Below are 13326 nucleotides of genomic sequence, written 5' to 3' on the forward strand. Positions count from 1 at the left end.
TTGGCTTTTGCCGAAATTTAACAGCGCTATGCTTGCGAAATGAGACGGGCTATAGTACAGTAGGCCGGTTGCTTTAATCCCGCAGAAGCGGTTAGGTTATGGAGTACCGGGATGAAATACAAATGGCTACTTTTTGACGCCGACGGCACCTTATTTGATTACGACCGGGCTGAACAATTTGCCCTGCAACATACCTTTGGGCAACTCGGCTATCCGTTTGAGGAGCGGTATTTGCATGCGTATCGCCGCATCAACCACGCCATCTGGCTTGAGTTTGAACAGGGCAAAATAGATCAGGCCAGCCTCAGAACGCGACGTTTTGAATTGCTTTTTGAAACGGTTAACATTACTTATAACCCGCAAGTTTTTAGCGCCGCCTACCTGGCCAACCTGGCCGCAGCCTCTTTTTTGATGGCAGGGGCAGAGGAAACCGTTGAATTACTGTCGCCAAAATATAATATCCTCATCATCACCAACGGCCTGGCCGAAGTGCAAAGGCCCCGCTTCAAAGGTTCAGCCATTTATAGGCACATCAAAGAAATCATTATCTCCGAAGAAGTTGGCGCGGCCAAACCGGACCCGCAAATTTTTAGCCTTGCTTTTGCCCGCATGCGCCATCCGGCCAAAAATGAGGTGTTGATCATCGGCGACAGCCTGACCTCGGATATTCAGGGCGGGCGCAATTACGGGATTGATACGTGTTGGTTCAACCCGCACAGACAAATAAACGGCCAAATACTGCCTACGTTTGAAATACAAACGTTAGCGGAACTGCCCAGGATATTGGAGAGCGTTAAATAATGATCCAACAAAAAATAGAGCCTCAACGCCTGGAAGAGGGCAGCGAGCTATTGCTTGACTTCAACAAATTGAAAAAAGTGGCCCAGGCGCGGGCGGCGGTGCTGCCGGTAGTGGTGCAGCACGCCGACACGCGCGAGGTGCTGCTGATAGGCTACGCCAATGAAACGGCGCTAAATTATACGCTGGCGCACAGGGTGGCTGCGTTTTGGAGCACTTCCAGGGATGAGTTATGGATCAAGGGGGCCACCTCCGGCGACACCCTGGCCATTGTGGAGATACGGGTGAATTGCGAACAAAATTCTTTGTTGTACCTGGTCAAACCTCTGGGCGTGGGCGCATGTCATACCAAAAACGCTGCCGGAAAAGCGCGGCTGAGTTGTTACTACCGCCGGATCAAGCAGGGGCAACTGGAATTTGTAACTGAACAAGAAAGGGATCTTTAACAGAATGAGTGTTTTGAAACTGGGCTTGCCTAAAGGCAGTCTCCAAGAATCAACCATAAAACTTTTTGGCAAGGCCGGTTATAAAATATCGCTGTCGGGCCGTTCTTACGTGCCCCAAATTGACGACCCGGAGATTGAGTGTTTGATGTTCCGCGCCCAGGAAATGGCCCGCTACGTGGAACGCGGCGTGCTGGACGTGGGCTTAACGGGCAAAGACTGGATTACCGAAAACAACGCGGACGTGGTTGAAGTGGAAGATTTGGTTTACAGCAAATCCACCTCGGATTCTTATCGCTGGGTGGTGGCTGTGCCGGAGGCTTCGGATATTCACAGCGTGAAAGACCTGGAAGGCAAACGCATTGCCACCGAACTGGTGCAGGCCACCCGGCGATATTTAGAACGGCATGGCGTTTCGGCAGAAGTGGAGTATTCATGGGGCGCAACAGAGATTAAAGTGCCGCATCTGGTTGACGCCATTGTTGAGGGCACGGAAACCGGCGCTTCATTGCGGGCGCACCGCCTGCGGATTGTGGATACGGTGGTGGAATCAAACACCAAACTTATTGCCAATCAGCAAGCCTGGGCCGACCGGTGGAAGCGTGAAAAAATAGAGATAGTGGCTATGCTGCTCAAGGGCGCGCTGGAAGCCGAGGGCAAGGTGGGGCTGAAGATGAACGTGCCCAAGTCCAAACTGGAACAGGTTTCCGGCCAGCTTTCGGCGCTGCACACCCCCACCATTTCTAATCAGACTGACGCCGATTGGGTGGCCCTGGAAGTGGTGATTGACAAACAAACCGTGCGAGATGTCATTCCCAGGCTCAAAAAAGCCGGGGCCGAGGGGATTATTGAATATCCGTTGAATAGTGTGATTTATTAAGCCCCAAAAGCTCTTTATTTTCCGGCACGTTTTCCAAAAACGAAGCGCGCAACTCGGGGTCGTCAATATTATCGGCATGGCGACGGAGCAGGGCCAGGCCCGTTTGCAAAACTTCGGCGGCGGCCTCGGTATTACCGGCGGCTTGCAAAACCCGGTAAACGGTCAAATAAAGGCGAATGGGATCGTGAATGCCCAGGGTGGCGTGGGGCTTGAGCCAGGTCAAACAGACATCTATTTCGGTTTGGGCCTGGCCCACCTCGCCTTTGGCCAGTAGACAGCGGGCCAAACCGGCTCGCGCCTCAATAACGCCGGCCTCTTTGCCGGCCTGGGTATGGATGGTTTGCGCCTGCTGATAAGCATGCCTGGCTTTCACCAGGTCATTCAATCCTTCTAAAGCCAGCCCCAACACCAACCATGTATCGCCCTCAAAAGCGCGAATTTTGAGGCTCTGGAATATCTCCAACGCCTGGCCAATGTGTTCCCGGGCCGCAGCATACTCCCCGTTATCCAGGTGAATAAAGCCGACAGCCCTTAAATCTTCGGCCTCCCCCTGGTTATCCTCAATCTGCCGCCGGATGGTCATGGCCTGTTGGAGATACGTTTGAGCCGTTTGATAATGCCCCAACGCTTTATAAATCAAGGCCAGGCGGTGCAGGCAAATGGCCTCTCCGCGCCGATAACCGATCAAACGGTTGATTTCCAGAGCTTGTTGGCCTAACGTTTTAGCGCCGGCGTAATCGCCCGTCTCCTGATACCACGCCCCCAAATTACTCAGGCAAACTGCCTGGCCCGGCCAATGGCTCACCGCCCGATTGATGGTCAGGGCGCGCTGGTAATAATCTTCTGCCTGGGCGTAATCATACAATTGCCGGTGGACGGTGCCCAACGCATTGAGACACCGGGCCTGGCCATGTTGACATTCAGCTTTGGCAAAGATATTTTGGGCAGCCTGGAGATGTTCGCGCGCCGCCTTAAAATCGCCCCGGTTAATGGCAATCTGGGCCATTTGCTCCAGACTTTCGCCCTCTAAAACAGGATTCCCGGCCTGGCGCGCCGTCTGCAAGCCTGCTTCGGCCTCGGTAGTGGCCTGGACAAAACGACTGGCCGCCCGTTCGTAAGCCGCCCGCCGGTTATGCACGGCGGACTGCCGGGCCGGATCACCAGACGTTTGGGCCAACGTTTGTAGAGTCACCAAATCGGCGGCTTGGGCTTTGCGCTGGCCCTGCCGGCTATAGATTTGTTCCCTGGCCAACAACAACTCAAATTGCTGCTGCTCAGTTTTGTCATTCCGCTCCAGGTGATCCAGGGCTTCGAGGGCCTGCGTATACCAGAACAAGGCTATGGGGCCGGCATAGCGGGCCTCGGCTTGTGTGGCTGCTTGTAAGCTATACTTTAACCTTTTTTCAGATTCCTGGGCCTGGTGAAAATGGCCGGCCAGGGCGGGGGCAATGGTTTCGGTTTCGGCGGCGTAACGCCGTTCCAGGGCCTCGCCGGCCTCGCGGTGCATCAACCGCCGTTTAAGCCCGCCCAGATTTTGATAAAATACTTGCCGGATCTCCGGGTGTTTGAAGCGCAGCACGCCCTCGTGCGGCGTTTCTCTGATGAATTGCCGCTCCAGGGCAATATCCAGGTTTTCCAGCGCATCCCATTCCGAAAGGTCGCTCATCTCGTGCAGGTCGGCAAAGCGGAAGGTGGGGCCAAGGATGGCGGCCTGGTACAAAAGGGTTTGGGTTTCCTTGCTCAAACGATCAATCCGGCGATGGACGGCTTCGTGAATATTTTTGGGCAGGTCGCTCTCCACCACTGAGGCCAGGCGCCGCCGGGCGTCACGCCGGGCCACTACCCCCTCCTCCAACAAACCCCGGGCCACCTCGTCCACAAACAGGGGGTTGCCCTGCGTGCGGCGATAAATTGCCGCCACCAGGTCCAGGGGCACCGGCTGCTGCCAGATATTTTCCAACATTTCCTTGACCTTGCCTTGAGGCAGTCGCTCTAAAGAAATAGAGTGGAACGTAACATAACGCGGCAGGTCGGCCAGCAGTTGGACCAGGCACTGATTTTGGGCCGGATCATCGTTCCGGCCTGCTTTGTCTTCATTATGAAGGCCCACCATCATCAGGCTCATCTGCGCGCAGTGACGCTCCAGGTAGTGCCAGAGTTGCAGGCTGCTCTGGTCGGCCCACTGCAAATCATCCAAAATAAACAACCAGGGCTGTTTTTGGGCGGCCCGGGCAATGATGCCGGCCACGCCGGTAATTTCGGCCGGCGGGGATTGGGCATCGGCTGTTGCTGCGGCCGGAATCAATTGAGGGATTTCGGACACAAACCGGCAGATCTCGGCTAACACCTGTTTTACCGGATCATGATCGGCCGGGGCACAGGACAAATAACTTTTCAGGGCGTCAATAAAAGGTTGGTAGGCCGAATATTTTTTTGACCGGCAGCAATGGCCGATCAGGATGGTCGTCTGCTCAACCTGCTGGACCAGGGCCTGGGCCAACCGGGTTTTGCCTACGCCCGGCTCGCCGGTAATGAACACAAGCTGGCCCCGGCCCTGTTGGGTTTCGGCCCACAATTCGGCCAAACGCCGGAGCGGTTTTTCCCGGCCAACCAGGGCCGGCCGGGAGTGGCGCGCCAGGGGTTCCCGGCTAACGGGCGACACAAGGGCGGCCAGGATACTGCGCACCCGGCGGGCGGTGGCGTAACGTTTGGTGGGGTCTTTATCCAACAGTTTCAGGATGAGGTGTTCCAACGAGCAGGACAGGTTGGGGTTGAGGGCGCGGGGCGATTGGGGAATACTGCGGCGATGGTGTTCCAGCACTTCCTCATCGCTGCCTTCAAAGGGGCGCACGCCGGTGAACAATTCGTACATCATCACGCCCAGGGCGTATAAATCGGTGCGGGCGTCAATGGGGTGGCCCAGCACTTGCTCCGGGGCCAGGTAGTGGGCGGTGACCAAAGCCAGGGGCACGTCAAAATTAAGCAACGATTTGCCGCTTTCCAGGCGGCCCAGGCCAAAATCGCTGATCTTTACCCGGCCGGCCAGCAGCACGTTTTTGGGCTTGAGGTCGCCGTGAATAACGCCGTGGTTATGGGCATATTCCAGGCCCAGGGCAATGTCTTGGGCAATGCTCAGGGCCAGGTCAAAGGGAACCGGCTGCCCGCCGCCCTCGTCAATCAAGTCGCGCAGTAGTTTGCTTTCAACCAACTCCTCAACCATGAACGAAAGGCCGTGTTCTTCGTCGCAATCATAAACGTTAACAATATTGGGGTGATCCAGTTCAACTATCTGGCGGCCCTGGTCCAAAAATTGCTCAATGGCTTCCTCGCTAAAAGAGGCCGATAGAATTTTAATGGCCACCGGCTGGTTAAGGCGGGTGTCGGTGGCTCTGAACACCGTGCCCAAAATACCCTCGCCAATTTTGTCTTCAATGTAGTAACGGTTTTTTAAGGTTTGGCCGGGCAGGTTCAGGGTTTCGCGCACGCGCAGAGCGTTGAGGGCGGAATGGACCGAGGGGTAGATGGCAAAAAAGTCAAGATAGCCGGCCAGTTCAATGAGCTGCTGCACGTTGATGGAGGGGCCGGCCAAAGCCAGGTGCGCGCCCCTGGTTTCTTTGCGAAACCTGACCAGCGCCCTGAGTCCGGCCACTTGCATCAATTCCACCTCAGACATGTCAATGATCAGTTGAGTGGGCCAGCCGTTTTCCACCAATTCGGCCAACTGTTGTTTCAATTCGGCCACCACCTGCTCGTCAAAAATGCCGGTGGCTTTTAAGATGGCGGCTTTGCCGCCGGGTACCTGTTTTAGTTGGGCGCTTTGGGTGGGGGTGAGGTCAAACATGTGGCCTTCCTGGGCAATCATCACGTTGACCGGCTTTTGCCCGGGATATTGATTTTGCTGGAACTTGAGGGTGTCGGCCAAAATTTTTTCCAGGTCCTGGTCGGTGTAGGTGGGATCGTAGTGGAAGAGCAGCAGGTTTTCAACGCGGGCCGCCTGGGCCATCTCCACGCCCATAAACGAGGAACTGTGGCCCCAATCCTCTTTTTCGTCAGACTCGCGCTGGGTAAATTGGGCGTCAAAAATAAGCACGTTGGCCCCGGCAAAAAAGTCAAGATAGGGCCGCAGGTCGGCCCCGCTGGGGTAGGCCGCATCGCTGGCGTAAACAAATACCTTGTCTCCTTTTTCAAAGCGAAAAGAGTAGGCGTCGCCGGGGTGATGGTTGCGGATGGTGTGGAGGCGCAGGTCGCCAAACTCAAGCGGCTCGCCCGGCTCCAGGTGGATAAAGGTTATTTCGGCCTGCATGTAGTCCAGCGACACCGGGAAACTGAGTGGCTCTTGCTGCCGGCGCAAAGCCGCTTCCAGATCATGCACGCCGTAGATAAAGATTTTGTTGCCGGGGATAAAGGCGGGCCGGAAAAAGGGAAACCCCTGGATATGGTCCCAATGGGGATGGCTGAAGAACAGGTGGATCACGCCCTGGCCCTGGCCCCACACGCCCTGCATCAACTCCCGGCCCAATTCGCGGATACCGGAACCGGCGTCAATGATGAACAGGTCGTCGTCTGAACGGATTTCGATGCAGGGGGTGTTGCCCCCGGCCGTCATGCTGCCCAACGGCGATAAACCATCCAGGTAGGTTTCAATAATTTGGCGACGTTCCTGTTGCAACCGCAATAAGCCCGTGTGAGTGTGCGTGGGGGCAATGACCATTTGGTCATCTAATACCGCGGCAATGAGTTCTTCTCTAAATGTGCCGCTTTCCACTTTGGAGATATTGAGGATGGCCGAAACAATTTTCTCCCGCACTTCCTCCGGCCGGATGGGGGTGGGAACGGACCCCCGCGCTCCCCAAATTTTTACTCTCATGCCTCTGCCTTTACCAACGGTTGGGGTTTGGTAATTTATCTTATTATATCGGTTTTTGAGTTAAAACGCTATAGGCTTTTTTGGTAAAAAGGAGCCTACTGCACTTGCTCAAGATTAGCCCAGGGAACAAAATGCTCTTGCTTATCTATGGTGACATAAGCCCCCGGCGCAACCACCCCACCGGGGACAGGCTGCGGTTCTGCCGGCATAGAGGCAATATGGCCGGTGACGCCCAATAAGCTTCCCCGCGTAATGCGCACCCGGCTGCCTACCTTAATCTCCCGCGCCGGCTGCGCGCCGGTTGCGTTGGGCAAGGCCAGGCCACTGGTGGTGGCTAAAATAACCGGGGGCGCTGCCGGTTGGCCCTGAACTGATGAAGCCAGGCCAGGGGTTTGGCCCCGCATGGAGACGTGCCGCCCGTTTAAGGCAGTGAGCAAGGCAAAGGTGTAAGCCGACATTGGCGCGTGGCCAAAACCTTCCGTAGCCACCACCCGCACTTTAACCGGCGGGTCTAAATTTAGGAGCGCGGCATTGATACTGCCCACTATAATGCCCCGCACCTGCATGGCTTCGGCCCGGCGCAGCAGGGTTTCGTCCACCGAACGCCCGCCTACCAGAATGGTCTGCTCAACACCCTGGTTCAAGGCCCCGGCCGGGAGCGACTCAAAAGGCGAGGCGGCCAGCCGGTGCAGCCGGCCGTAGGCTTCGCCGCCAAAACCGCAGGCGGCCTGGATCATGGCCCCGTGAGCCTCAATAACCACTCCCCGGTAGGGGATGATTTTGGTCACTACCCCGTTAATGAACGCCTGTATCTCGATGATGGTGCGTTCTGTTTCCAAAAGAACCCAGCCGGGACCAACTGCCGCAATGTAACCGGCTGCCGGAGCGCGGGCGCTGCGCTGCAAAAAGGGCAAACCACCCCCGGCCACGGCCATAACTTCTTTTGCCTTCACCCAGTCGCCCACGGCTTTGAGCATTACCCGGCTCATATCCACCTCGGGCTGGGCCAGTTGTCGGGCCACGTCAATGATGCGGTAACGGTGGGGCAGCTCAACGCGGGCCACCACATCAAGGGCCTCTACCTGCTGGCCGCGCTGCGCCAATACCTCTCCGTTTGCGGGGAGGGTGCGATTAATCATGATGCTGCTATCGGCATTAATTGTTCTGCCCGGAAGCTGCATGCCGCCCTCCTATTTCTGCCGACCATTGTTTCAAACGCTCCTGCCGCATAGTATCATCCCGGGGTAAACGTAACGGGCGTCCCCTGGCGTCAATGATAATGCCTAAAACGCCTCCTTCCACTTCGGCCAGCGCCCCTCGCCCCCGCTGGCCGATCATGTTGAAATTATTGGTGGGCCGTATCTCCAGGGTGGCTTTGCGACCGGCCGGCAGGTCAAGCACCTTGATAGAGCCGTAAGGTATTTCTGTTTCCAGCGGGTCGCCCTCGCCGTAATCAATTTTAAGATTCAGCGCGGGTTTGCCGGGGGAACCGTGGCCGGCCGGCGCTACCACCGTGCCCAGGTTCAAAAAGGCATGCCGGACCATCACTTCCACCGCCGCCACCGGCTGCGCTACGGCCACAGCGCCCAAAATATTGGCCAGGCCGTTGGCGTCCAGGGCCAGGCTGGCCACACCCCAGGGTTCAAGCGCGTCTAACAATACCAGCGCCGCCTGGTAAACCTGAGGCGTTTGGGTCAGGGGACGGCCCGCCCCCACCAGCAAATTCCACTGCACATCGCGCCGGCCGGTTGAGGGCTGCAAGGGCCAACCGGCCCTGGCCTGCTCTACCACTAACCGCAAAGCTTCCCTGGCCACAGCAAGTTCAATAAATAATTCTTCCTCTGTGGTGGGGATGCTGGCGGGCTGTAAACATTTATTCAACAATTGATGGCGCAATTCTGCCAGGGGCAGATCGAAGGGCAGCCAACGCCGAATTTTTTCCAGGGGGACAATATTCAAGAGAGACGCCAGGCTATGGCCCACGCCGGCGTCGCTGCGAACGGTAGAGCCTCGAACGTCTTGGGCCTGGGTGGAAATCATGGTTGCGCCGCTGCCAATGTTGGCCCCCAGCACGTTGAGGTGATTGTGTTGGCCAATGTAGGTGATTGCTTTTTCAAACGATTTGCTGGCCAGGGCTGGGGGCAAGCGGGACCAATTCTGTAATTTCTCAAAGCCGGGCAATTGGAACAGTTTCCGTTGCAGGTAAAGATTTTCTAACTCCACCTGAACGCTCGCCAGGTTTTCGGCATCCAACGTGGGGCGGATGTTGGCAATGGTTCTGAGCCAGGCCACCGCGCCCAAAATTTCGGACACGCGGGCGTGGGTATCAATATTTCCGGCAAAAAGGATGTCCGGCTTGCGTTTGCCGGGCAGCACTTGCAGGGCCATGGAGATAACGTTGGCCATCTCAATAACCGGACGTTCGGCCCCGCCATCCGTACCGCCGGTGAGCAGAATAACTTCGGGCGGGTCGGCCTGGAGGGTTTGCACCTGGGCTTCGGCGCTGCGCCGGCGGCTGCGGCGGTCGCTGTCCAGGGATAATTCGGCCGTAATGTGGGTGTAGGTGGTAGCTGCGGCCCGCCGGGCGCTGGCCAGGGAAATATCCTGCATTAAACCGGCCAGGGCCACCGCCAACGGCGGGCCGGCGCTGGACACCATCACAAAAACGTCTACGCCCTGCCGGCCCGCGCCGCGCGGCGTAATCGGCCAGCCGCCGGGAGCCAGCAGGGTGCGGCCTGTTTCTTTTTCTATTTGGCGGGTTGCTTCTTGGATGCCCAGGGTAATATCCCGCCAGGGTGGGCCATAGGTGCTGGTCGCCTGCCCCGTAGCCAGCAGGCGATGTTGGCCATCAACAACTTCAATAAGCGCCGTTGTAGTGGTGGTGTTGCCACAATCAGCCGCCAGAATGCTTTCTATTTTTGAAACGGTCATTTGGCTAGGCGTAGCAGAAAAAAGATTTTTAAGTGATTATCACGGCTAAAACAATTGTCACCGGCCTAACTAACCTGGGCGTTATCCGCCCTGTCCCCAAAAATTGGCCAGTAAGTTGGCGGTATCGGCCAAAAACTGTAAACGGGAGATAAGCAAAGCCACCCGCGAATTGACGGTATTGGCAAATAAAGCGCCCAGAGTAAAAATAATCACCAGACGCCCCATGCCCGCCAAAAATCTGACCAGGCCCTCACGCAGGCCGCCCCAAAAACCATACGCTCTTACAGCAAAGGTAAAGTAAAAAAATACGCCCAACGTGCCCAAGATAATGATGATGTTATTTAACCATTGCACCAGGCCCACTTCGGTTTCGGTATTGGGGTAATGGTTAGGGTTGAGCGACAGGCCGGCCGTGGCCGCCACCTGGGGTAACAACGTGCCAAACAACGCGCCGCCAACAGCCAGGGCCACCCCTACCCCTAACACAAAAGCCAGGGTTATACTGCCCAACACATTGCCGACCTCCCCCTGAGCCGGCCGAATTTTAAATATGAGCAAAAAACACAAAAACAAGGCGGGCAATACGCTGACAATATGGCCGGAAGTTAAGGTGGGAATAAAAACCTGATGCCAGACAACCAGGAGGGCGTATCCCACGGCTACCCCCACAAAGATGTGAGCCGCCAGCTTAAAAAGAGCGTTGTCGCCAAAAATATAGCTAAACACCATTAGGGTAAGCACGGCGGCAATAACGGAGAAGAGTATTTCCGGCAATTAAGTGGTCTCCTCTGCTTGCTTTTCCGGTTCAGGGGAAGAGAGTCGGGGCATCCAGCCGGCCACAATCCCGGCCACAATCAAGACGATGATGAGCAAATGGGCAATGCTCTGGCTGTCTAACATTTGGCGGGCCGGGCCAAACTGCTGGCGGCTGGCCTCAATGGCTGCCGCCCCGTTGATCCCCGCTATCAAACCGTCTAACTGGCCGCTGTGGCGATAGGGCTGCAAAAACGGCGCGGCGGTGGCGCTGGTGGCGGCCAATAAAAATTGTTTATCCTGGCCGAGGGAAGAGACTATTTCCATTTGTTCAACCCACCACTTAACCGTGGCCGGGTTGTCGGCCAGAGTCACCAAAAGGTCAATCTGATGCAGGTTATGGACGTTGCCCCAATCGCTTCGATTCTCAAGGGATACGCCCTCCTTAAAATCCTTGATGGTGGAAAGCTGTTTCCGGCCGGTAGCCAGCTCGCGCACAGCCACCACCTGGCCCGGCAGATAACCCAGGTTGATCACCTCAACGCCATACGCATCATCACGGTTATCCAACAGGGTCTGGGCCAGGGCTGCTCCCTCCGGCTCCAGGCTGACCAGGATAACGCGCATCCCTTGCCCTCGCAGCCGGCCAATGATGGCCTCGGCCAGCGGTTGCATTTCGCCCTGGGTGGCTGTTGAAAAATCAAAAGAAACCAGGGCCACCGCGCCCGGCTGTTGCCGGTCAATAATGCCCAACTGCTCGCTGATCATCTGACGCCGCCGGTCGCCCAAAACATCACTGACTTCGGGCGGGGGTTCTGTCCAGGGTGTTGTTTTGGACCAACCCGGCCACAGGGGTAAGGCTAACAAAATAATGAACAGAATAAAAAGCCCCGTGCGAATGACATTATTTATAATAAAACGTTTATGTAGTTGCCCCGGCAAGGTAGGCAGCACGGCCGGTTGAGGGGGTTGGGTGGCAATGGCGTAAAAATCCTGGGCGGCTTGCAGCGTGGCGTCGGCGTGGCCGTTAGCCGGTTTGGGCGTGATAGTGGGGATGGCCGTTACCATTTTTTCGGCGGGGAGCAGGCCGGTTAAACCGGCCAAAACGCCGGTCGACTCGACGGCCTGCCCATCTTCGGCCTCAAGCACCATTTCGACAGTTTCAGCCGGTTTTAACGCTTGCAGCCAGCCGGGGGCCTGTCCCCGGACAGGTGAGTCTGCCCCGGACGAGGGAGGCAACGCTTGACTTGCTTTAGGGCCGCCCGGCTTTGGCTCGTCTGATTTGTGCGGGTCGGCCTTATCAATTGTGGGGGGAGGCGAAATAGGAGGGGGGGATGTAGCGGGCTTGCTTTCTTCTGAGGGCAAAACGGCTTCCACGGCTTCTGTGGCTTCGCGCAAGCCGGCCAACCAATCTTCGCCAGAAGATGGCTTGCCGGCCATATCCTCTCCGGTTTCATCGGCAGATGTTGTTTCGGGGGAGTCGAATAACCATGCCGGGAGGTCCGCTTCTTCCTCTGCCGTTTCCGCCTTTTCCGGGGTCGCTGGCTGCTTTTCTGAAACCATTGGCTCGTCTAACGCAGACAGCCAGGCCGGTTCTTCTTTATCTGTACTTTTACCGGGTGATGAGGCGGGTGATACTGTTGGAGGGGATGTTTCCGGCTCTTCATCTTCAGCTAACCAGGGCGGCAGCGGCGGCTCTTCATCTTCATCTTCATCAGCCAACCAGGGGGTATCTGATTCTATCTCAGCCGCAGGCACTTGTTCCATCCCGGCCGGTGTTGTTTCAGATAACCATTCAAGATCGAAAGTGTCTTCAGCAGGAGAGGCTGCCGGCGGCTGTTCAACGGACGGAATCTTGATGTCGGACAGCCAACCAGTCTCTTCAGTTTTTGCCTCGTCAACCGCTTCAACCTGGCCAATAGCTGGCGGCTCTTTTGTCACTTCTTGGGGCAATTCAGACAACCACGCCGGCAATTCAAGCTCTTCTTCAGGGATAGGTTCAAGCGACGGTTCAGCAGGAGTTTCCTCTACCTCAGACAACCATTCAGGCATTTCCCTTTCACCGCCGGTGGCAGGCGTAACCGGGGCCGCCGGGGGGTGTTCTGCCTCTACTTCCGGCAGTTCAGATAGCCAAGCGGGTAATTCAAGTTCTTCCTCGGCAGCAGGCTCGGTAGAGAATTCGCCGCCGGGTGACTCCTCAGCCTCAGACAACGGGGCAGGCGTATCGTGTTGGCGAAGCGATAAGGTCCCGGTATCAGGCGCTTTGGGTAAATCAGATAACCAGTCCGGCATTTCCGGTTCCGCCTTAGTAGCGGATTTGGGTTCCGGGAGTGATGAGAGTAAGCCGGTATCCGGCGCTTCAGGCAATTCAGTCAGCCAGGCAGGGGTCTCCGGTTCCACTTCAGCAGCAGGTTCAGTTGGCGCTGACTCAACCTGTTCTGCCTCCGGCCATTCGGCCAGCCACGGGGGAGTATCGGGTTCCATTTCACCCTTCTCCTCAACCGGCGTCTCTTGGATCCCACTCAACCAATCTGGCATCTCCAGTTCTTCTTCGGACGCGGCTTCAGGGGACAGTGGCTCAGCCTGTTCTGCCTCCGGCCATTCGGCCAGCCAGGGAGGAGTCTCCGGCTCCACTTCGCCCTCCCCCTCAACCG

Annotated in this window: 8 protein-coding genes; 3 read left to right on the forward strand and 5 right to left on the reverse strand. The window is 56.8% G+C overall.

Annotation, left to right across the window (positions count from 1 at the left end; all coding sequences use genetic code 11):
* The first annotated feature begins 111 nt into the window (after positions 1–111).
* From JW953_10145 to JW953_10155, 3 genes are read left to right on the forward strand one after another with little or no spacing between them, the layout of a single operon-like run.
* A complete protein-coding gene (locus tag JW953_10145; GenBank protein ID MBN1993053.1) occupies positions 112–801 on the forward strand; it encodes a YjjG family noncanonical pyrimidine nucleotidase in 690 nt (229 codons plus the stop codon).
* Positions 801–1244 (forward strand): phosphoribosyl-AMP cyclohydrolase, encoded by a 444-nt coding sequence (locus JW953_10150; GenBank protein MBN1993054.1) that lies wholly within the window; start codon positions 801–803, stop codon positions 1242–1244. Before JW953_10145 ends, JW953_10150 begins: the two co-directional genes overlap by 1 nt.
* A 4-nt stretch (positions 1245–1248) precedes the next feature.
* Positions 1249–2121, forward strand: a complete 873-nt coding sequence (locus tag JW953_10155; GenBank protein ID MBN1993055.1) for an ATP phosphoribosyltransferase — start codon at positions 1249–1251, stop codon at positions 2119–2121.
* On the opposite strand, the gene JW953_10160 is transcribed toward JW953_10155, so the two are convergent.
* From JW953_10160 to JW953_10180, 5 genes are all read right to left on the reverse strand, one after another.
* Positions 2087–6988 (reverse strand): tetratricopeptide repeat protein, encoded by a 4902-nt coding sequence (locus JW953_10160; GenBank protein ID MBN1993056.1) that lies wholly within the window; start codon positions 6986–6988, stop codon positions 2087–2089. The genes JW953_10155 and JW953_10160 overlap by 35 nt on opposite strands.
* 95 nt (positions 6989–7083) lie before the next feature.
* Positions 7084–8169, reverse strand: coding sequence for a hypothetical protein (locus JW953_10165; protein MBN1993057.1), 1086 nt, complete (start codon positions 8167–8169; stop codon positions 7084–7086).
* Positions 8144–9919 carry a glutamate mutase L gene (locus tag JW953_10170; GenBank protein MBN1993058.1) on the reverse strand — a complete coding sequence of 592 codons (1776 nt, stop codon included), beginning with the start codon at positions 9917–9919 and terminating at the stop codon, positions 8144–8146. The genes JW953_10165 and JW953_10170 overlap by 26 nt, the downstream gene beginning before the upstream one ends.
* 81 nt (positions 9920–10000) lie before the next feature.
* Positions 10001–10693 (reverse strand): hypothetical protein, encoded by a 693-nt coding sequence (locus tag JW953_10175; GenBank protein MBN1993059.1) that lies wholly within the window; start codon positions 10691–10693, stop codon positions 10001–10003.
* Positions 10694–13326, reverse strand: a 2633-nt coding sequence (locus JW953_10180) for a hypothetical protein (GenBank protein ID MBN1993060.1), incomplete at its 5' end; no start/stop codon positions are given.

The sequence above is a fragment of the Anaerolineae bacterium genome (assembly GCA_016931895.1).
Lineage (GTDB): Bacteria > Chloroflexota > Anaerolineae > 4572-78 > J111 > JAFGNV01.